General features: G+C 51.4%; 22 protein-coding genes. 10 read left to right on the forward strand and 12 right to left on the reverse strand.

Annotated features, from left to right (window positions below):
- The first annotated feature begins 193 nt into the window (after nt 1-193).
- From FDW92_RS18795 to FDW92_RS18810, 4 genes are read left to right on the forward strand one after another with little or no spacing between them, the layout of a single operon-like run.
- Complete coding sequence (locus FDW92_RS18795; RefSeq protein ID WP_042309847.1) at nt 194-754, forward strand: molecular chaperone TorD family protein; 561 nt, start codon at nt 194-196, stop codon at nt 752-754.
- Complete coding sequence (locus FDW92_RS18800) at nt 744-3014, forward strand: molybdopterin-dependent oxidoreductase (RefSeq protein ID WP_042309845.1); 2271 nt, start codon at nt 744-746, stop codon at nt 3012-3014. Before FDW92_RS18795 ends, FDW92_RS18800 begins: the two co-directional genes overlap by 11 nt.
- Nucleotides 3011-3568 (forward strand): 4Fe-4S dicluster domain-containing protein, encoded by a 558-nt coding sequence (locus FDW92_RS18805; protein WP_042309843.1) that lies wholly within the window; start codon nt 3011-3013, stop codon nt 3566-3568. The genes FDW92_RS18800 and FDW92_RS18805 overlap by 4 nt, the downstream gene beginning before the upstream one ends.
- Nucleotides 3568-4335: a DmsC/YnfH family molybdoenzyme membrane anchor subunit gene (locus tag FDW92_RS18810; RefSeq protein ID WP_042309841.1), complete on the forward strand. Its 768-nt coding sequence runs from the start codon at nt 3568-3570 to the stop codon at nt 4333-4335. The genes FDW92_RS18805 and FDW92_RS18810 overlap by 1 nt, the downstream gene beginning before the upstream one ends.
- Before the next feature lie 70 nt (nt 4336-4405).
- Here FDW92_RS18810 and uspG read toward each other — a convergent pair whose 3' ends face one another.
- Nucleotides 4406-4834 carry a universal stress protein UspG gene (gene uspG / locus FDW92_RS18815; RefSeq protein ID WP_016152215.1) on the reverse strand — a complete coding sequence of 143 codons (429 nt, stop codon included), beginning with the start codon at nt 4832-4834 and terminating at the stop codon, nt 4406-4408.
- Between the two features lie 187 nt (nt 4835-5021).
- Nucleotides 5022-5432 (reverse strand): nucleoside diphosphate kinase regulator, encoded by a 411-nt coding sequence (rnk, locus tag FDW92_RS18820; protein WP_005120853.1) that lies wholly within the window; start codon nt 5430-5432, stop codon nt 5022-5024.
- 276 nt (nt 5433-5708) lie between these two features.
- Between rnk and FDW92_RS18825 the strand changes: the two genes are divergently transcribed.
- Together FDW92_RS18825 and FDW92_RS18830 are read left to right on the forward strand one after the other, a co-directional pair.
- On the forward strand, nt 5709-6539 hold the full coding sequence (locus tag FDW92_RS18825) for an alpha/beta hydrolase (RefSeq protein ID WP_038638697.1): 831 nt from the start codon (nt 5709-5711) through the stop codon (nt 6537-6539).
- A 96-nt stretch (nt 6540-6635) separates the two neighbouring features.
- Complete coding sequence (locus FDW92_RS18830) at nt 6636-7259, forward strand: flavin reductase family protein (protein ID WP_042309838.1); 624 nt, start codon at nt 6636-6638, stop codon at nt 7257-7259.
- Nucleotides 7260-7300: 41 nt separating this feature from the next.
- Here FDW92_RS18830 and rna read toward each other — a convergent pair whose 3' ends face one another.
- The 8 genes from rna to citC form a co-directional block, all read right to left on the reverse strand.
- Nucleotides 7301-8107 carry a ribonuclease I gene (rna, locus tag FDW92_RS18835; protein WP_137400678.1) on the reverse strand — a complete coding sequence of 269 codons (807 nt, stop codon included), beginning with the start codon at nt 8105-8107 and terminating at the stop codon, nt 7301-7303.
- A gap of 110 nt (nt 8108-8217) precedes the next feature.
- Nucleotides 8218-9681, reverse strand: a complete 1464-nt coding sequence (citT, locus tag FDW92_RS18840) for a citrate/succinate antiporter CitT (RefSeq protein ID WP_038638704.1) — start codon at nt 9679-9681, stop codon at nt 8218-8220.
- Nucleotides 9682-9706: 25 nt separating this feature from the next.
- On the reverse strand, nt 9707-10612 hold the full coding sequence (gene citG, locus FDW92_RS18845) for a triphosphoribosyl-dephospho-CoA synthase CitG (RefSeq protein WP_042309834.1): 906 nt from the start codon (nt 10610-10612) through the stop codon (nt 9707-9709).
- Nucleotides 10581-11135 carry a citrate lyase holo-[acyl-carrier protein] synthase gene (gene citX / locus FDW92_RS18850; protein WP_042309831.1) on the reverse strand — a complete coding sequence of 185 codons (555 nt, stop codon included), beginning with the start codon at nt 11133-11135 and terminating at the stop codon, nt 10581-10583. The genes citG and citX overlap by 32 nt, the downstream gene beginning before the upstream one ends.
- Nucleotides 11136-11138: 3 nt before the next feature.
- Complete coding sequence (gene citF / locus FDW92_RS18855; RefSeq protein WP_042309829.1) at nt 11139-12671, reverse strand: citrate lyase subunit alpha; 1533 nt, start codon at nt 12669-12671, stop codon at nt 11139-11141.
- Nucleotides 12672-12680: 9 nt separating this feature from the next.
- Nucleotides 12681-13589: an aldolase/citrate lyase family protein gene (locus FDW92_RS18860; RefSeq protein WP_042309827.1), complete on the reverse strand. Its 909-nt coding sequence runs from the start codon at nt 13587-13589 to the stop codon at nt 12681-12683.
- A complete protein-coding gene (gene citD, locus FDW92_RS18865) occupies nt 13586-13882 on the reverse strand; it encodes a citrate lyase acyl carrier protein (RefSeq protein WP_003831276.1) in 297 nt (98 codons plus the stop codon). Before citD ends, FDW92_RS18860 begins: the two co-directional genes overlap by 4 nt.
- A complete protein-coding gene (gene citC / locus FDW92_RS18870; protein ID WP_038638718.1) occupies nt 13879-14955 on the reverse strand; it encodes a [citrate (pro-3S)-lyase] ligase in 1077 nt (358 codons plus the stop codon). Before citC ends, citD begins: the two co-directional genes overlap by 4 nt.
- A 388-nt stretch (nt 14956-15343) precedes the next feature.
- Between citC and dpiB the strand changes: the two genes are divergently transcribed.
- Both dpiB and dpiA read left to right on the forward strand, forming a co-directional pair.
- Nucleotides 15344-17005, forward strand: coding sequence for a sensor histidine kinase DpiB (gene dpiB / locus FDW92_RS18875; RefSeq protein ID WP_042309825.1), 1662 nt, complete (start codon nt 15344-15346; stop codon nt 17003-17005).
- Nucleotides 16974-17654, forward strand: coding sequence for a two-component response regulator DpiA (gene dpiA / locus FDW92_RS18880; RefSeq protein ID WP_003831279.1), 681 nt, complete (start codon nt 16974-16976; stop codon nt 17652-17654). Before dpiB ends, dpiA begins: the two co-directional genes overlap by 32 nt.
- Before the next feature lie 113 nt (nt 17655-17767).
- Here the strand turns inward: dpiA and dcuC are convergent, their stop codons facing one another.
- The gene (gene dcuC / locus FDW92_RS18885; RefSeq protein ID WP_042309823.1) at nt 17768-19153 is read right to left on the reverse strand and encodes an anaerobic C4-dicarboxylate transporter DcuC; all 1386 of its coding nucleotides are present in this window, start codon (nt 19151-19153) and stop codon (nt 17768-17770) included.
- A gap of 449 nt (nt 19154-19602) precedes the next feature.
- Between dcuC and pagP the strand changes: the two genes are divergently transcribed.
- Nucleotides 19603-20166 (forward strand): lipid IV(A) palmitoyltransferase PagP, encoded by a 564-nt coding sequence (pagP, locus tag FDW92_RS18890; RefSeq protein ID WP_038638726.1) that lies wholly within the window; start codon nt 19603-19605, stop codon nt 20164-20166.
- A 187-nt stretch (nt 20167-20353) separates the two neighbouring features.
- A complete protein-coding gene (gene cspE, locus FDW92_RS18895; protein ID WP_000034825.1) occupies nt 20354-20563 on the forward strand; it encodes a transcription antiterminator/RNA stability regulator CspE in 210 nt (69 codons plus the stop codon).
- 51 nt (nt 20564-20614) lie between these two features.
- On the opposite strand, the gene crcB is transcribed toward cspE, so the two are convergent.
- Nucleotides 20615-20998 carry a fluoride efflux transporter CrcB gene (crcB, locus tag FDW92_RS18900; protein WP_003831281.1) on the reverse strand — a complete coding sequence of 128 codons (384 nt, stop codon included), beginning with the start codon at nt 20996-20998 and terminating at the stop codon, nt 20615-20617.
- Between the last annotated feature and the right edge of the window lie 14 nt (nt 20999-21012).

The following is a 21012-nucleotide window of genomic DNA, read 5'->3' on the forward strand; positions in this document are numbered from 1 at the left end:
CCGCCAGTCATCCGCTGGCGGTTTTTTATTTCCGCGCTTTCAGATTGTCAATTCTTGAAACAATAAACTGCATTAAATATTCATTTAATTAGCCTGATCATTAGTTTCACCAAAAAAAGAATAGGCATTTTCTTTATTATATTAACCTGCACTATGTTTTCATTTCTTGTGTGAATAAATGGTTGGTTAATTCATGGGTGAAATATATGAAACCCTGACGATCTTTGAATCGACAGGGTTATTGTTGCGTGATTTTTTTATTTCTTCTGATAGTAATACGCTGAAAAAAGCTTATTCCGCGCTGGATACAAATGCCTCGACGTTGACAGAGCACGAGTGGCTGCAAGCGGAGTATGACTTCAATGCACTCTTTATCGGGCCGCAGGCGCTCAAGGCCGCACCGTTTGCTTCAGTTTATCTCGAAGAAGATGCTCTTGTTATGGGTCAATCAACCCTGAGTATTCGGGAATTCATGGCAAATATCGGCCTATCTATAAATCATGTGAATAATATTCCTGATGATCATATTTCATATGTGTTGGAGTTGGCCGTTTTATTATCGGTAAACGCCCGGGCATCAGCAGAATATCAGACTGTCCTCACTCGATATGTAAATGAGTATATAGTGGTTTGGGTTCCCGATTTTATAGAAAAAATAAAGATAAATGCACAGGCCGCCACGTTGAGAACCGTAGCGGGAAAATTGTCTTCTTGGCTTGATGAATTAAACACGAGAGTATCATATGAGCAATGAACCGGGAGTTCTGAACAGACGTTCATTTTTGAAAGGGTTGATTGCCCTTGGCACGGTGGCTGCCCTACCAGGGGGACTGCTGACTTCACGTTGCGCATTAGCGCAACCGCCCATTCCTTTTAACCCGAAAACCTACAAAATTTATCGCAACGCCTGTCCGCGTAACTGCTATGACACCTGTAGCCTGAAAACATGGGTGAAGGACGAGGTCATCACCTTTGTGGAAGGCGCGCCTGAGTCAACGTTTACGCATGGAGCACCCTGTGTTAAAGGGTTGAGCTACCCGCGTCGGGTATACAGCCCGGATCGCATTAAATATCCAATGGTTCAGGATGTTCGCGGTAGCGGTAACTGGCGTCGTATTTCCTGGGACGAAGCAATGCAGCGCATTGCGACCAAGATGCTGGAGATCAAAAAGAAAGATGGTTCAATGCTGGGCCTGGCGATGACCAAATATTCCGGCAAATTCGGGGTATTGAACTATGCGGTTGAAGGGATGATGTCTTCGCTGGGTTACACCACCCGTTTTGCCGGAACGCCTTGTTGGCCTGCCGGTATCGATGCCCAGAACTACGATATGGGCGATATGTGGTGTAACGACCCGGAAGATTTTGTGAAAGCAAAATACATCATCATCTGGGGTGCTAATCCGGCATGGTGCTCAATGCACACCATGAAGTATATCTACCAGGCGCGGGAGAAAGGGGCGAAAGTGGTCGTTATCGATCCGCTGTTAACGCAGACCGCCGCAAAAGCCGATCTTTATTTACGCGTTCGTCCAGGTTCTGATGGTGCGCTGGCGCTGGGTATGGCACGTCATTTGGTGGATAAAGGCCTGGTGGACCAGGATTTCGTCAACAACTATTCTCATGGTTACCCGGAATTCGAAGCCTATCTGCGCAACAGTGTGACCGTTGAGTGGGCGGCTGAAATCTGTGGTTTGTCTGCGGATGTCATTCGTCAATTGGCGGAAGAATTTACGGCGGTTAATCCTGCTACCGTGTGGATTGGTTATGGCATGCAGCGCCATGTTAATGGTGGCGCGAATGTTCGTGCCATTGATGCTTTCGTCGCCATGACGGGTAATATCGGTATTGAAGGCGGCGGCGCTCGTTATGGGCATCTGCATACCTGGGGCTTTAACTACAATGCCATGCTGCAAAAGCCACCGGTAGGCTCCATCGGTATGCCTGGAGCAGCGGGTACAACCAGTGAGTTCGGTTCTGCTGGGGCAGTGGCGCAATATTCCGATCGTTCTCTTAATATCAACCAGACCGCCAAAGGAATTCTGGAAGCCAACGAACCGCCTGTTCGTATGCTTTGGGTTGCCTGTAAGAACCCATTTGCTCAGGATTTTGATCGCAGCAAGATGGAAAAGGCGTTTGAAAAACTGGAAATGGTGGTGTGCGCCGATCAGTTCTTTAATGAAACCGTCCAGCACGCCGATATCGTCTTACCGGTCACTACGGCCTTTGAAGAGTGGAATGTTGATGCCTCCTACTGGCATTACTGGCTCTCTATCAACCAACCGGCCATTAAGCCGATGTATGAGGCGAAATGCGATCTGGAGATTGCCGTTTTACTCTCCCGGACGATAAATAAGTTGGAGCCAGGTTCTTGTACATTCCCGCAGGAGTTCGATCATAAGCGCTGGCTGGATCAGGAATTTAACGACGGGATGGGCAAAATGTTTGGCATCTCCTCCTGGGATGATTTGCTGGATGGCCCGAAAAAAGCCATTTTGCCGAGCTCTGCGGCCTGGTATGACCGTAAATTTAAAACCCCCTCTGGAAAGTTTGAATTCAAATCTGAGCTATGTGAGAAAAATGGCCATACGGCGCTGCCGGAATATAAATCGGAGGCGAAAAGTACACTGCCATTCCACCTGTTTACACCGCATGTGCAGTTCGGTATCCATTCCCAATTTATCAACCTTGACTGGATGCAGGTCTTCTATCCGGAGCCGTTTGTCTATATGCATCCGATTTCTGCAGAAAAAAGAGGCATTGCCGAAAACGACCTGGTGAAAGTGTTTAACACCGTAGGTGAAGTAGAACTGCGTGCGAAGGTGACCGCTAACGTTCCGGAAGATTTCCTGGTGATGTACGAGGCGTGGTTTCCGAAACGGAAATACAACGTACAAAACGTGGTGGCGGATACCCCGGCCGATATGGGGCTGATGAAAACCGGTGCACCGGGTGCGGCGATCCACAGTCAGTTTGCGGATATCATTTTGGTAAGTAAAGGAGCAGCGGCATGAGACGCGCGTTTTTAGTCAATAGCGATAAATGCATCGGTTGCCGTGGCTGCGCGATGGCGTGTAAGAGTTTTAACCAGTTGGAGCCTGAACGTTTCTGGCGCTACGTCTATCCGCTGGATAAAGAAATTTATCCGCATGAAGAGCGGGCGTTCTACTCGCTGGCTTGCAATCACTGTGAAAACCCAGCCTGCCTGGCGGCTTGCCCGGTCGAGGCTTACACCAAACGTGAGGATGGTGTTGTGGTGCATAACCCGGAACGTTGTATTGGATGCAAAAACTGTATCCGTAATTGCCCATACGGAGCGCCGCGTTTCAATGAAGAGACGAAAAAGGCGGAAAAATGCAGCATGTGCTACGAACGCCTTGACGTTGGTATGCAACCGGCATGTGTAAATGCTTGTCCGGTGGGGGCGCTGACGCTAATCGATCTGGATGCCGACCCGATACCCAACAATGCCGTCCAGTATCCGCCGGGGTTCCCACGCATGCCGCAGCTTAATCCGGGCACGCGTTTTATCCTGGCGCGTCAACCGAAGCAGCCGGAGGTCAAGTAATGGAAAAGTATGAACTTCCTCTGGTCATTTTTACCGTACTGAGTCAGATGTCGGTTGGGATCACGCTGATTTTGACGCTACGCAAGCTGCAAGGAAAACTGGAAAGCAAACGCTTGTACTGGCTGGTTACCGGTCTGGTTCTGTCGGCTGCGTCCGTGGCAGCGATCCTGCACCTTGCGCATCCGGACCGTGCCTACAACGCCCTGATAAACCTGCAGCACGCCTGGCTAAGCCGTGAAATTCTTGGCGCAACCTTATATGGCGCGGCGGTGGGCGTGACGTTCCTGGCAAAAGGGCACAAGGTTCCGGCTGTTCTGGCGTCTGTCCTTGGGATTGCGCTGGTGGCGGTACAGGGTATGACCTATGCCGCACCGGCGATGGTGGCGATCGCCAACGGTCTGACGATGCTGCTGTTCTTCATCACCGTGTGGGTTATGGGTTGTGCGGCGATTCCGCTGCTTAATCTCGCACCTGCCATTGCCGCATTACGCCAGGGAATTGTTGTTTGTATGGCGGTCATGATCGCAGCCCCAATTATCTGGTTAAGCGGCGGGACCATTATGCAGATGACCGCGCATGCCTGGCTGACCTCGCCGCTTTATCTGGCGAGCCTGGTTTGTCTGGCGCTGGCCTTTGTGTTGAGTCGTCAGGGCGAACGTCGGGCAAAAGCGTTGTTTGTTCTGCTGTTTGTTGGCGTAATCCTCAGTCGTCTGACATTCTTTGGCGATACGGTCAGCACCATCGTGAATATCGGTCATTTGTATTGATTGCACGGTAATAAAAACCCCCTGTCAGATGTTAACCTGGCAGGGGGTTTTTACAGCAAATCAGACGTTATTAACGAACAACCAATACCGGCAGAGTAGCATGGCGGACAACGCTGGAGGCATTTGATCCGAGCAGGTGGGTACTGATGGACGGGTTACGCGACCCAATGACCACCACATCTGCATTCAACTCTTCACCCAACTCGTTGACCACGTCACGGACGCTGCCAAAGCGCACGTGTTGTTTAATGCGGGAGGGATCGATGCTGAAGTGACCGACCATTGTTTGCAGACGCGTTTCCGCTTCGTGCTGCAGATGCTCTTCAAAACGACGAACGTCTGCCGCAAAGCGGTGCAGGCTTAAGCTCGCTGAGCCTGGCAGCACATGCAGCAGATGGATAACGCCGTTTTCCTGTGCCAGGAATTCTGCATGGCGAATAGCCTTGTCACTCAGTTCCATTTCGAATACATCAACAGGCATTATGATTGTGTTGTACATAAACATTCTCCTTGTCATTACATGAACACATAACAGCATAGTATTAAAAATGATTCTGTCAGTCACGGCACAGATTTATGTTTTGCGAACAGGAAATAACGCGAGGGTAGGGAGATGAGGAGTAACCGGAAAGAGGATGCAGATGCATCCCCTGCAAGATAAAGCGAATAGCTTTGATAAGACAGAGTTAGCGCAGGTAGTCGCCCGCAGCTTCTGGTTGGTACTCAAGTTCGATGACTTCGAGGTGTGTTGAGGTACCGCCCGGCAGTTCCCAGTGAATGGTGTCGCCAACGCGAAGACCCAGAAGTGCCGCGCCAACAGGCGCCATGACGGAAAGCTGCGTGCTGCTGTCAGTCATGTTGGCCGGATACACCAGGGTACGCACACGGACTTCGCCATCACTCAGATTGCGGAATTTCACGCGGCTGTTCATGGTCACGACATCGTGCGGCATGGTTTCTGGAGAACACATTTGCGCGCGATCCAGTTCAGCGTTCAGGGCGTCGGCAATCGGTAAACCAGCAAACGCAGGTTGCTCCAACAGGCGGTCAATGCGTTCCGCATCGAGGTCGTTAATGATGATAGTTGGTCTGGACATTTATTACTCCATGTCGTCGATACTGCGGGTGCGCAGGTAAATAATCCCAAAAGAAAACCCTCACCGTCAGGCGGCAAGGGTTTAGCTTTTATGATGATACTGAGACTTACCCTATGTTTGAAGTGATTTAGTTCACATTCAGGTAAATCATCAATATTGTCGCGTATGCTGTGATTTTAGCCGAAAAACGTGATCGTTCTCCAATTTGCATTATGCTTTTTAAGCGCTCGTTGCGGGTGCGTCAATACAACTCAGTGTTCCGCTACAGGAGATCTCATGAGCCAGTACGACAAACTTACCTTAAAAGACGGCAGCTATTTGCATTTTAAAGACTGGGGAAGTGGACAGCCCATCGTGTTCAGCCATGGTTGGCCGCTGACGGCAGATGCGTTTGAGGATCAGATGCTGTTTCTTGGGTCGAAAGGATTTCGTGTGATCGCCCATGACAGGCGCGGACATGGCCGCTCGGCCCAACCGTGGGATGGCCACAATATGGATCAGTATGCTGACGATCTGGCTGAACTTACCGCGCATCTCAATCTTAAAGATGCCGTGCACGTTGGGCACTCTACCGGCGGGGGGGAAGTGGCGCGTTACATTGGTCGCCATGGGACGCAGCGGGTGGCAAAAGCGGTGTTAATTGGCGCGGTGACGCCCATCATGATCAAGACCGACTTTAACCCGAATGGCGTGCCGAAAGAGGTGTTTGATGGCATCCGGGAAGGGGTAGTGAACGATCGCGCCGCCTTCTTCTATGAACTGACCGCGGCATTCTATGGTTATAACCGTCCGGGCGCGAAAGAGTCGAAAGCTGTCCGGGAAAGTTTTGTTGAACAGGGCTTACAAGGGTCTATCAAAGCGTTGTACGACTGCATTCATGCGTTTTCAGAAACAGACCTGCGTGGCGACCTCGAAAAAATGACCATCCCGACGCTGGTGATCCACGGCGATGACGATCAGATTGTCCCGTTTGAAACCTGCGGCAAGGTCGCGGCAGAAATATTGCCGGACGCGCAGTTGAAGGTGTATGCCGGTGGTTCTCACGGCATTTGCACCACCCATAAACAGCAGATCAATGGCGATCTGCTTAACTTTATTCAGTCGTAATCTTTAACGGATTGTTCTACGCTGATCCTCTTTTTCCAGGGAGATGAGCGAAGCATAATTCGTGCTTAGCTGACGTTAACGACACCAGAGAAGGCTATGTATTTCTATCAACCATCACAGGGGCACGGCTTACCGCACGACCCGCTAAATGCCATCATTGGACCGCGCCCCATTGGTTGGATTGCGTCGCGTGATAGCAACGGGCGACATAATCTGGCGCCGTACAGTTTCTTTAACTGCTTTAACTACCATCCGCCGATTATTGGTTTTGCCAGCAGCGGCTGGAAAGATAGCGTGCAGAATATTGTCGAAACCGGTGAGTTTGTCTGGAACCTGACCACCCTTGAACTGGCTGGCGCGATGAATGAAACGTCTGCCAGTTTGCCGCACGGTGAGGACGAGTTTTTTGCCGCTGGGCTGAGTAAAGCCGACAGCCGGATTGTCGGCGTGCCGCGCGTGGCGCAAAGCCCGGTTAATTTTGAGTGCCGCTTATCGCAAAGCCTGCAACTGACTACCGCTGATGGCTCACCGGTTGATACCTGGCTGGTATTGGGGGAAGTGGTAGGCATTCACATAGACGAAACGCTCCTGGAAGACGGCATCTATCAGACGGCGAAAGCGAAACCGGTACTGCGTGCTGGTGGGCCAACGGCGTATTATTCGATCAGTGAAACACATCGCTTTGATTTAGTTCGCCCGGACGCCCGAGCAAAACGCTAACCATGCAGACCGACGCCAGGCTGCGGCGTCGGTCGCTATTTTCAATATCCTGCCTTGTCGATAATAAACTGTTTACCGCAGTTACCCGGATGCGGCTGCGGTAAGAATGACTGCGCAGATAGCGGTTGGTTGATGGTGTCGGCTTTCAGGGATAGCTGGATCTCTGTGAGATAAGCCGGATTGCCGTGGCAGCTTAGCTTCACGGCTTTGACGTTCTCTTTGCCCCAGCTTTTGGCGATGGCGGCGTCAAATGCGTTGCGGCTGACGGTTTTACCGTAGTTATCCGCGAGGAACTTGCCCGCTTCACTGTTCTTAACCTCATTATTCAGCCGCACCATCGTGCCAAAGTATACGTCGGGATCAAAACCAAAACAGGCGCCGTGTTTGGCATACTCGTAGCGTTCCAGGCAGGATGTTCCGCCAGCCCCGGGCATCACCGCGCTCAGTTTCGCCGCACTCTCGAGTGACAGGCCGGTTTCAGGTGCTGCGCATTTACGGCTGGCACGCGCTTCAGGCAGGTTAGGAATGGGACGCGTTGCGCAGCCAAAACGCATCCGGCGGCGGTTATCTACTCCGCGAGCGGCGATCGATTTTGGCAGGCTGGGCCACAGGCCATGAACGGTCAGGAAATCCGCTTTGTCCGCGCTCTCTTTTTGCAGACGACATTCGTCAGGCTCCTGACGATTACGCTCGTGTTGGCTTTGACAGAAACCGGTTTGCCAGGAAAGGGCCAGCACGTAGCGGTCAAAATCAGCGTACTGTTTTGCCTGAAGTTCATCGGCCTGAGCCGCAGAAACTGGCAGCAGAAGCGCTGCCAGTAAAGAAGAATAACGCCATGTTGATGTCATGATGATTTCGGATACTTATATAAATTCTGAATATCATCTATTTAATCATAAAAAATGCCAGTCAGGTTTAGCTGACTGGCATCATTTTCATCAGGCGTGAGCAGGAATGATTAGCTCCACATTGCCAGAATCGGCCAACCGACCAGCAGAAGCATAGCGATGTAGATAACGCCGAAGATAGCTCCCAGACGCCAGTAGTCTTTGGACTTCACATAACCACAACCGTAGATGATAACGCCAGGGCCTGTTGCATACGGAGTCAGGCAGCCCATGATACCGATGGACAGCACCAGCAGGATACACAGATGTTCCATTGGAACGCCTGGGATACCTTTACCGACCGCCAGAATAACCGGCAGCATGGTGGCGGTGTGTGCGGAAAGGCTGGCAAACAGGTAGTGAGCAAAGTAGAACACCAGCACCAGCACGATCACGGTCGCGTTAGGCGAGAAACCTTCCAGGTGCGTGCTCATGGTATTAGCGAACCAGTCGATGAAGCCTGAACGGGTTAAACCATTTGCCATAACAACCAGCGTGGCGAGGTTAACCAGGGTGTTCCATGCGCTGTTATAGCGGGTAATATCTTTCCACGGTACAACGTGCAGCGCCAGCATCAGGGAAACGGCCAGCAGACCCACCGCGGTGGCATCAATCAGTTTACCCCCGAAGACCCACAGACCCAGGCTGAGCAGAACCAGACCGATCAGGGTCAGCTCTTTACGCGTCAGTTTACCCATGGTTTTCAGTTCTTCACCGGCCCATGCGGCAACTTCAGCACTGTGAGTGACTTCTGGTTTGTACAGAACGTAGGACAGCCACGGCGCAACGATCAGCAAAATAATACCGACCGGCAGGAAGCTGAGGAACCATTGCAGCCAACTGATTTGAATGCCAGCAATTTTGTTGACGAATTCCAGACCCAGTACGTTCGGCGCCGCGCCGGTCACGAACATAGAGGAGCTCAGGCTGGTACTGATGACCATCATCCACATCAGATATCCGCCGATACGGCGCGCGGAAGGATCGTTCGGGAATGATTTAAACAACGGCGGCAGGTTTTTGATAACCGGGAATACGGTACCACCGGTACGCGCGGTGTTGGACGGTGTAAACGGCGCCAGCAGGATGTCGATAATAACAATCGCATAGCCCAGCGTCAGGGTACGTTTACCCATGAATTTCACCATGAACAGCGCGATACGACGACCCAGGCCGGTAACTTCATAACCCAGTGCGAAAATAAACGCGCCAAACACCAGCCACACGGTGGTGCTGGAGAAGCCCGCCAGACCCCATTTCAGCGCTTGCTTACCCGCTTTGAATGCCGGGTCGGCCAGCTCGGAAGCGTCAAACAGCAGATAGTTACTGCCGATAACGCAGATCGTCACGGCGATAAAGCTGATTGCCGTTGCCGGAATTGGCTCCAGAATCATCCCGACAATCATGGCCACGAACACGGCAAAATAGTGCCATGCCTGTGGGGGCATGCCATCAGGGACGGGGATAAGAAACATGACGCCCATGACTACCAATGGGGCCAGTAACTTCCAAATTTTATCTTTTGCTAAAGACATGTGTGTGATTCTCCGGAAAGGATCTTTAATTGTGATAATGATGAACTTGTGAAATCTGAGCTAAGAACCATGTGACGATCAGCAGATCGGCGCAGCCTCCAGGACTGAGGTTGCGTTCAATGCACTGTTGGTCGAACTGGCGTAGGTATTCGAGATCGGCAGGGGTACGAATCCCGCCTTGTTGCAACAACGTGGAGGCCTGCTGCTGTAACCAGCGCAAACCTTCTGCGCCACCACGGGAAGCCACGTTGGTGTCGCCGTTGATAGACATCAGCAGCAGTAACGTATCGAGTAACGCCAGTTCAGGATCGCGGCCCTCAGCCAGCAGCGCACGGTAGTGCGGCAGAGCATGCTGAATAACGAGGGGATATCCTGCTTCGGCTTCGCCGCGGGCGCCGGTTAATCCCAGTTGCTGATAAAGACGTTGGCCGGCCGTGAGTTGTTGGTTGTTCTGGCGCAGTTCGCGCTCGGTCAGGCCACGGCAAAATGTTGCTGCCGTACAGCAAAGGGTTTCAGCGGTAACGCTCAGGCGGAGCTGGAGCAGGCGGCCAATGGCGGCGCACAGTAATCCCAGCGAGAAGATGCTGCCTTTATGGGTGTTCACTCCGGCAGTGGCGCGAAACATATCGGCTTCGCAGGCCATGCCCAGAGGACGCAGTCCTTGCAGGACATCTTCCGGCGACTGCTGTGCGCTAAATGCGCCGTATTCGATAAAACGCGGTAGCCATGTCTGAATCGCTTCAGCACTGCGATAAAAATCTTCCAGCGCCATATCTTTATGCGCGCCGTTATTAATACGATCCACCAGACCCGGTTTGGGCGACAGGTTGACTTCCGTCAGCATGGCGCGCCACGCCAGCGTGGCGTAAGCGTCAGGCAGATCCAGAGGAAGGACTGCGTTATGAGTTGATGTTGCGGGAATCGGCATCATGCAGCAGTGCCTCCATCTGAATGAGTAAGTCGGAAAGCGCGTGAGTTTTACCCCGCGCGCATTCGGCAGCGCTTTGCTCGCACAGCAGACAGCGGCGGGCAGGGAGCGCGAAATGACGCCGGGACAGAATTTCCCCTTCAGGGTTCAGGACGTCGATGTCCCATAACCGTCCCAGCGGATGTGAATGCTCAAGTCCGATAGTGGCGAGCTTGAGGTCTCGGGCCGGAGCCTCAATGGCCAGCAGGCCTTCCGGTCCGCTGGCAGAGACCAGCGCAGTTTGCTCCCTGACAATCCAGGCGGATTTTTCCGCCAGCGCGAGCAGGGCGGTGACGCCGTGATTAAAGATGCGACGGGTTAATTCGCTGTCTTTAATCGGACCTGGCGCGACCACGGTAAACGAGACCAGTGGCGCGTGATGACGCGTGAGCCAGGCATGCTGCCTTGCTTGTCTCTCATCGCGGCTGGCGAGCAGCTCGGGGATGGAAACCGCGTGGCAAGTGGCGTGTTCAGGGAGCAGGTGCATGGTTTATTCCTTCACCTGATGCACAACGTCAATTACCGAACCATCGCGGTAGCGCACAACGGCAATTACGCGATCGGTAAATTCGATGGCGCGCGGTTGACCGGTTAGCTGCTGGGCACGTTCGCGCAGCCATTCAATCGACACCACTTTCATGCCAGCTTCTTGCAGGCGTTCCGCCAGTTCAGGGCGAGCAGGGTTGACGGCGATACCGTGGTCGGTAACCAGAATGTCAACACTGGAACCTGGGGTTACGCAGGTCAGCACGTTATCTACCAATGTCGGGATGCGTCCACGAACCAGCGGTGCGACGATGATAGAAAGCGCTGCGGCCACAGCCGTATCGCAGTGACCACCGGAAGCGCCACGCAGTACGCCGTCGGAGCCGGTCAGTACGTTAACGTTGAAGCTGGTGTCTACTTCTAATGCGCTCAGTACCACAACGTCCAGACGGTCAACGGATGCGCCTTTCGAGCCCCAGTTAGCGTACTGATTAGCGCTGATCTCAATGTGATTTGGATTGCGGGCCAGAGATTTCGCGGCGGCACTGTCGAAGCTTTGTACATCCAGCAGTTTGCGGATTAAGCCTTTTTCATGCAGATCAACGATGGTGGCGGTGATGCCGCCCAGCGCGAAATCGGCATGGATGTCACGGCTACGCATTTTGTCTTCCAGGAAACGGGTAACGGCCAGAGACGCGCCGCCGGTTCCTGTCTGCAATGAGAAGCCTTCATTGAAGTAACCGGAGTTAGCAATGACGTCTGCCGCGCTGCGGGCGATCAACAATTCACGCGGATTGGTGGTCATACGGGTCGCGTCCGCACCAATTTTGTCCGCATCGCCGACCTGGTCGATCTGCACGATCAGATCCACTTGATCCTGGGTAATGCTGGCCGGGTTATGCGGATAGGTCAGCAGCTGTTCTGTCAGCAGGACAACCTGTCTGGCGTTTTCGGCATCGACGCGGGCATAGCCCAGTGAACCGCAGCACGCTTTACCGGTATAACCGTTAGCGTTACCAAACTGGTCGCAGGACGGTACGCCGAGGAATGCGACATCAATGTTGAGCTCGCCACTTTGCACCAGGTGTACACGACCGCCGTGGGAGTGGATTTGCACTGGCTCAGCCAGCAGACCACGAGAAATCTCTTCTGCCAGCGGGCCACGCAGCCCGGAGGTATAAATTCGGCTGACCACGCCCTGACGGATGTGCTCAACCAGCGGCGCGTGGCAGTCGCTCAGGGAGCTTGAGGCCAGCGTCAGATTTTTAAAGCCCATGCTGGCGATGGCGTCCATCACCAGGTTAATTGTCAGATCGCCACCGCGAAATGCGTGGTGGAAAGAGATGGTCATACCATCCTGTAAACCTGAACGACGAATAGCGTCTTCCAGATTAGCGCACAGCTTTTTGTCGCGCGGTTTTTGCGCCTGCAATTCTGCTTTTGCGGTGCTCTGATAAGCGGAAAGCTCGCTTTCTGCATGACGGCTCCAGGTCGCCACGCGATCCTGGCGTTGAGACTGTTCGATTTTCTGCGTCATTTTTTTGCCTTATTCTTCGCGAATGCCGGAAAGTTCTGCCCGGGAGATAACCAGAAGGGCGCGCTCGATAACCGGGCTGTCGACCATCTTGCCGTTCAGGGAAACCACGCCACGACCTTCGCGGGCGGCAGCTTCAGCGGCTTCCACCACCAGACGGGCGTGAGCCAGCTCTTTGCTCGTCGGGGCATAGAGGTTATGCAGAAGTTCAATCTGGCGAGGGTTGATCAGCGACTTGCCGTCAAAACCCAACTGCTTGATGTGTGAGGCTTCGTGCAGGAAACCTGCTTCGTTGTTGGCATCGGAATAGACGGTATCGAACGCCTGAATACCGGCAGAGCGCGCAGCCTGCAAAATAGAGCAGCGGGCAAACAGCAGTTCAGTGCCTTCCGGGGAACGTTCAGTACGCAGGTTACGCACATAATCTTCTGCACCCAGTGCAATGCCGATCAGGCGTTCTGAAGCGTGGGCGATTTCTACCGCGCGGGTAATGCCTAACGGCGACTCGATGGCGGCTAACAGGCCGGTGCTGCCGGGTTCGCGACCGCAGGCGTTTTCGATGCGCAGGATTTCGTTTTCAATGTCGATGACATCCTGTGCGGTATCGGTTTTCGGTAAACGCACGATGTCAGCGCCGCCGCGCACAACGGCTTCGAGGTCGTTGATGCCCCATTCGGAGTCGAGGGCGTTCACGCGCACGATGGTTTCAACGTCGTGATACAGCGGATGCTGCAGCGCGTGGTACACCATGCGGCGAGCGGTATCTTTTTCACGCAGCGCGACGGAGTCTTCCAGGTCGAACATCAGCGCATCAGCCGGGTAGATAAACGAGTTGCTGACCATGGCGGCATTGGCGCCCGGTACGAACAACATGCTACGGCGGGTACGGGTTTTACGTTGTTGTAAAGATTCGGCAATCACTGGCAATCCTCCCATGGCAGTGCCGGAATACCGCCAGCGCGGGCCAGTAGTGCTTCCAGTCGCGCACGTAAAATGCAGTCCAGTGCGCCTTTATCATCAACATTTAATTGCACGCCGCGTACGTTGTAGCGGGACAGTACGTCCAGAATGGTGGCCCGAATGGCATCACCGAACTGCTTTTCGACGCTACTGTTAACCTGCAGGTCAATATCCTGCGAATCGAGTGGGGCGATGCGGATCATCACATCACCGGACTCGAGTGTGCCTGCGACGGCTGCCTGGTTTATTTTCATTTTTCACCTGTTGCTAATGCGGGGGTATTTTGGCGGACTGCCGCACCCGATGAGGCTCGTTCAACCATGCTTTGCAGATAGCGCAGCGTGGCGTCAGGAACCAGGGATGCGATAGCCGTGAGATCTTTTTTAACCAGCAGCTTGCGCACCCAGGAGGCGGAAATCGGCATCTCCTGGAAGCACAGCCGCTCAATTTCCACCAGTTCAATCGGTGGGGCGGGAAGCGTTGGGGTCTCCAGCCAGTAACGCATATCGTTGTTATACTGGGAGGTGACGGTGCAATACGGCTCGGTACCCACGAAACGGTGCGTAACGCCGAGAGCCGGGGCCAGGTACTGGCGGAAGATTTTCAGGTCTATTTCGGTGTAGCAGTGGTTAATAACGCTCTGCTCTTTGATGAAGTAGCACGGGAACGTGGCGCGGGAAATGATGTATTCCGAACCGCGATGCACGGTTAAACGCGGAATGTCTTTTGTCCCTTTGAGTACCAGATCCAGTCGGTCTTCATACGGAAAACGCGAGGTATCTTCTTTCACCAAAAACAGATGCAGCCAGTCACATTGCGCGGCCGCCTGTTGGATCAGAAAACGATGACCGTTGGTGAAGGGGTTGGCGTTCATGACGATACAGCCAATTTTTTTCCCTTCATGACGCTGTTTTGCCAGCGATTCGGCGTAGCGTTTCAGCCGTGTGGTGCTGTTTTCCATCAATACCATAATGCCGGGCACGCTGGTGAGCGTGGAAAAGCCACACTGTTTAAACAGCGATTCGTACTCGGTTTTGGTATAGATGAAGAGGTGCGTACAGTGGCGCTCATAGGCGAGGTTGATGAGTTCTGTCGCCAGCGTCAGCGCCAGGCCTTCACCGCGCACGGACTCACAAATCGCGACGCACTTAATGATATTTCCGGCGATACCGCCACAGGCAATCAGGCGATCGTCACGGGTGACGGTGATAAATACTTCGACGGTGGTATCAACGCTCAGATCGTTCTCTTTCAGAAATTGCGCGATAGCCGCCATCTTTTTATTTTCTGAGCGTTTAACTTGCGTGAATATATTATTACCGAACATAGTAAATAGAGCCCCGATGCTATATTTGTTACTGGGTTTCTGTTTTTGTTGCTCTGATTAGCAACCTGATAACGTTTTGTTTGCAATTGAAGGGAATGGTTTTTTATTACGGAGTATTTCTTTTTTTCCCTGCTGCATACATCGTAAGGAGTATTTTGGAGGTAATTTTTGATTTATTTCACAATAAGTTAGAAGGTTTTAATGTGTTTTATGGTTTTAAGTTTTTTAATTAATTTAACTCGGAAATAGCGCGCGGTTTTAATTTGTTTAATTGATTTAAGGTGGGGAATCTGCAACGATCCTGTTTTATACCGTGACTTTTAAATAAAACATTTTTATTACAACTACAATAGAAAATAAGTTTCGGGAACGTCGGTGAGGAAAAATTATGGCAGAGCAGAAAAATAAAACACGGTTTCCTTTTTTTCGCAGTCTGGCGTTTCCGTTACGCATCTTTCTGCTCATTCTGGTCGTTTCTGTTCTTATTATCGCAGCGTTAGCACAATACTTTACCGCCAGTTTTGAAGATTATCTGACGACACACGTCCGTGATATGGCAATGAACCAGGCGAAAATCATCGCCTCTAATGACAGCATCATCGCGGCGGTGAAGCATCGTGATTACAAGCGCCTGGCGACTATTGCCGACAAACTACAGAGTGGGACTGATTTCGACTATGTCGTTATTGGAGATACGCACTCCATTCGTCTTTATCATCCGAACCCGGAAAAAATTGGTTACCCGATGCAGTTCACCAAGCCTGGCGCGCTGGAAAAAGGTGAGAGCTACTTTATTACCGGTAAAGGATCTATTGGGATGGCAATGCGCGCCAAAACTCCTATCTTTGATGACGATGGCAAAATCATTGGCGTGGTCTCAATTGGCTATCTGATCAGTAAAATTGACAGCTGGCGATCGGATTTCTTACTGCCAATGGCTGGGGTATTTATCCTGCTGTTGTTGGTACTTATGCTGCTCTCCTGGTTTTTTGCTGCCCATATTCGTCGGCAGATGTTGGGGATGGAGCCTAAACAAATCGCGCGGGTGGTGCGTCAGCAGGAAGCGCTGTTCAGCTCGGTGTATGAAGGGTTGATTGCCGTGGATCCTGACGGATATATCACTGCGATAAACCGCAGTGCGAGGAAAATGCTGGGGCTGTCATCGCCGGGCAGAAAGTGGCTGGGAAAACCGGTAAATGAAGTCGTTCAGCCAGCGGACTTTTTCACCCAGCAGATTGCGGAACAACGCCAGGATGCGATGGTTAATTTTAATGGGTTGAGCGTTATCGCCAACCGTGAGGCGATTCGCTCCGGTGACGAACTGCTCGGCGCTATTATCAGTTTTCGTAGTAAAGATGAAATTGCTACCCTTAATGCGCAATTAACGCAAATCAAACAGTATGTTGAGAGCCTGAGAACGCTGCGTCATGAGCACCTGAACTGGATGTCGACCATCAATGGCCTGCTGCAAATGAAAGAGTATGACCGGGTGCTGGCTATGGTTCAGGGAGAGTCGCAGGCACAGCAGCAACTGATTGACAGCCTGCGCGGCGCCTTTGCCGATCGTCAGGTGGCGGGTCTGTTATTTGGCAAGGTACAACGTGCACGGGAACTGGGTCTTACGATGACCATTGTTCCTGGCAGCCAACTGCACCAACTACCTGAAGGGCTGGATAGCACAGAGTTTGCAGCAATTGTTGGCAATCTGCTTGATAATGCATTTGAAGCGAGTTTACGCACCCAGCAAGGCAACAAAGTCGTCGAACTCTATTTGAGCGACGAAGGGGATGATGTGGTCATCGAAGTTGCCGATCAGGGATGCGGTGTGCCGGAAGCATTGCGTGAAAAAATATTTGAACAGGGTGTAAGCACCCGTACCGATGAACCAGGCGAACATGGCATCGGTTTGTATCTGATTGCAAGTTATGTGAGGCGCTGTAACGGGGTGATTACGCTCGAAGATAACTCCCCTTGCGGCACCTTATTTTCTTTATTTCTTCCGAAAGTGAAAAAAAATAATGACGGAACCATTAACGCTACTGATCGTTGAGGATGAAACGCTACTGGCGGAAATGCATGCTGAATATATCCGCCATATACCCGGCTTCAGCCAGATATGGCTGGCGGGTAATCTTGCGCAGGCAAGAATGATGATTGAGCGTTTTAAGCCCGGTTTGATTCTTCTTGATAACTACTTACCGGACGGTAAGGGTATTACTTTGTTGCATGAGTTGACCCAGGCGCGCTATCCGGGCGGTGTGGTCTTTACCACGGCGGCCAGCGATATGGAAACGGTCTCCGAGGCCGTGCGCAGCGGCGCGTTTGATTATCTGGTCAAACCTATCGCTTACGAGCGATTGGGGCAGACGCTTACGCGGTATCAACAGCGCAGACGCATGCTGGCAGGCAATGACAGCGCCAGTCAAAAGCAGATTGATGAAATGTTTAACGCCTACGCGCGCGGCGAGCCGAAAGGCGATTTGCCGACCGGGATTGATGCGTTAACGCTGAATGCGGTGCTGAAGCTATTTGCCGATCCGACGGTACATCATACTGCGGAAACGATCGCCCAGGCGCTCACCATCAGTCGTACGACCTCCAGACGCTATCTGGAGTACTGTGCCAGCCGCCATTTGATTATCGCGGAGATTATTCACGGGAAGGTAGGCAGGCCGCAGCGTATTTATCACGGCGGCTAAATGCTGATTTCTTAAGTAGGCCGGATAAGATGCTTTAGCATCGCCATCCGGCAACGGGGTTGAAATGCCGGATGCGGCGTAAATGCCTTATCCGGCCTACATTTCGCTGAAAGTCAGCCGCCAACAACGGCTGAAGAAGAGCCTGGTACCATCACTTCGGTGGAGATAATCACCACCAGCAGTCCGACCAGTACCGGAACCGAGGTACGTTTCACCACTTCGAACGGAGAAATCTTCGCCATCCCTGCGACAGCCACAACCACGCCGGAGACCGGGGAAATTGTGCGCCCAAGGTTAGAAGCCTGAAGCATCGGGATAACAAGATAAGCCGGGTTAATGCCGGAAGAATGTGCCAGCTTAGGGATCATCTCAACGAAAGCATAGAACGGGGCGTTACCGGAGCCTGTAGTCATTGCCGCCAGCATCGTCAGGATCACCAGCACCATCATCAGAATAATGCTTGCTGAGCCAAACGAGGTGGCGATAGAGATCAGACTCTGAATAAAGCCGATGGTGCTCAACCCCTGGGCAAAAACACCCGCTGCAACAAGCAGCATAACTACGTTAGCAAAGGCATCCGCCATGCCACGGTAAGCGACTTCCAGACCTGAAAACACCTTTTGAGTGTTGAATCCACGAATAAATTCCAGAACGGCGGCGATGAGCATGCACAGTACCAGAATCGTAATGATGTGCAGCTGTGGACCCCATTTACCATCAAAAATCAGGACGCCTACGATCGGTGTAAACGGCAGGATGGCGTAAAAAGACGGCGCGGTAGTGGTGATTTCTGCCACGTCTAACATTTCGTGAGAAATGTTCTCTTTTTTATCCAGGTAGCGCTGCCAGAAAAAGTGTGCGATCGCCATAGCAATGATGGCGGCAATGGAGATTGGCAGCGTGGTTTTAAACGCGAAATCAATCAACGGCATTTCTGCGGCTTTTGCCGCCAGCACCACATCACCGGACGTCGGTGAAAGAATGATTGCAGCGGGGGAGGCACATATGGCCGCCGCGGCTCCACGGCTGATCCCAACGTTTACCATAACCGGGAACAGCGTTGCCATCAGCAATACGCCCAGGCCGGTAGCTGACGAGACTGCCAGCGACATCAGACAGGCGACAAAATAGGCGGCAATCATCAACAGATAAGGTGAGTTGATATATTGCAGCGGTTTGGAGGCCAGCTTAACGACCATATCGTTCGCGCCAATATGCGTCATGTAGGCGGCAAAACCACACAGCATCATAATCATCATGCCGAGATCGCCACCGCGGCTCATCAGCAAAATTTTAATGTATTCAACAATGTCTGTAGCAGTATAGCCCGTCGTTGCTGCGCTGGAAGGCAGAACTTTATGTCCCATCACCGCACTGATAATCAGCAAAACCAGACCGCCAACAAACAGTACGCCGGTGGCGGAATAACCTTTGATGATGTAGCGCGCCACACCCACAATAACCACAACCCCAATAAGGAGTTCAATAAATGTCAACATTGTTTCCCCTGTCGCATTGCTGCCCAGAAAGTAAAAAAACTAAAAAAAGTAAAAAGTGGTGACAGAATGTGCCTAATAAACCGATAACTATTGCTGATTGAAATCAATAAAAATACGGATTCAACCGATGGCCAGACTGTTTTTTCAACATCGTGGTTTAAAAAAGAATCTCCCCGGCAAAAACTGTGAAACGCATTGCTGTTGTGTGTATTTTGATATTAAAATGTTAAATTGTTGTTTCTTTATTTGCTTGTCACGTTTGAAAAGAACAATTTAATAGCAATTAAGAGAAACTTATTCCTGTAATAAAGCCCAGTAAATAGAGGGGAATCATCTTATAAGCATTATCCAAAGAATATTCTGATTTTTTACTTGCGCATTTTTGTTAAGTTAACATTAAGGTTGAGTTTGCTACAATTGCTAATAACTCCCAGGATGGTAATTAAGTTGTGATTGTCGCTAAACGATATTTTCTCATTTTTTCATTTCTTTTTATTCAGTTAGCTTTCATTCCCCAGGGGGCTGCTGAAGATAAAGGCTGGTTTGCCACGTTTAAAGATAATGTCAGTGAAACCTGGCAGCAGCCGGAACATTATGATCTGTATGTACCGGCTATTACCTGGCATGCCCGTTTTGCTTACGATAAAGAAAAAACGGATCGCTACAACGAGCGACCTTGGGGGGCAGGATTTGGCCAATCCCGCTGGGATGATAAAGGAAACTGGCACGGGCTTTATATTATGGCCTTTAAGGATTCCTACAATAAATGGGAACCGATTGGCGGCTACGGCTGGGAGAAAACATGGCGTCCGCTGCCTGATGAAAACTTCCATACCGGCCTTGGCTTTACTGCTGGCTTTACCGCGCGCGATAACTGGAACTACATACCCGTGCCGGTGCTGTTACCGCTGGCGTCAATTGGTTATGGTCCGGCAACGTTCCAGATGACCTACATTCCAGGAACCTATAACAATGGTAACGTCTACTTTGCGTGGTTACGCTTCCAGTTTTGATAGGCTGCCTGTAGTGTCAGTCAGGTATTAAAAATCATTAAAAAACAGATAGATGGCAACTCTCACTGAAAAATAACGCGACATTTATCACTTTTTGATAAAGTTCGACTGGACAAAGCGCACCACAATTGTTGTACTGATACCCGACACAGCATTTGTGTCTATTTTTCATGTAAAGGTAATTTTGATGTCTAAGATTAAAGGTAACGTTAAGTGGTTTAATGAGTCCAAAGGATTCGGTTTCATTACTCCGGAAGATGGCAGCAAAGACGTGTTCGTACACTTCTCTGCAATCCAGACCAATGGTTTTAAAACTCTGGCTGAAGGTCAGCGCGTAGAGTTCGAAATCACTAACGGTGCCAAAGGCCCTTCTGCTGCAAACGTAATCGCTCTGTAAGCATACGACAGCAAGCATTCAAAACCCGCTTAATTGCGGGTTTTTTTCGCTCTAATGTGCGGGAGAGGCAGAAACCAGCCAGAATGCCAGAGCGGTCATCGCAAATGATCCCAGTAGATTAACCAGCACATTCACCATAGCCCAGCCAAAGCGTCCTTCCTGAAGTAAAAATACGACCTCTGCCGAGAAGGTGGAGAACGTTGTCAGCCCGCCGCAAAAGCCGGTAGTAATCAGAACCTTCCACATTGGATCGATGTTTGTCATACGATTAAACCACGCCAGACCCATACCAATGATAAACGCGCCAAGTAAGTTTGCCGCCAGTGTACCGAATGGAATAGCCTGATGCAGTGGGTTGAAGCGCATGCTCAACATCCATCTTGCTACGCTACCTGTACCACCACCGATAAAAACCGCTAAAAGAAGTTGTAACACTGCTAAATCCTGCT

The sequence above is a fragment of the Citrobacter sp. wls706 genome (assembly GCF_005281305.1).
Taxonomy (GTDB): domain Bacteria; phylum Pseudomonadota; class Gammaproteobacteria; order Enterobacterales; family Enterobacteriaceae; genus Citrobacter; species Citrobacter werkmanii.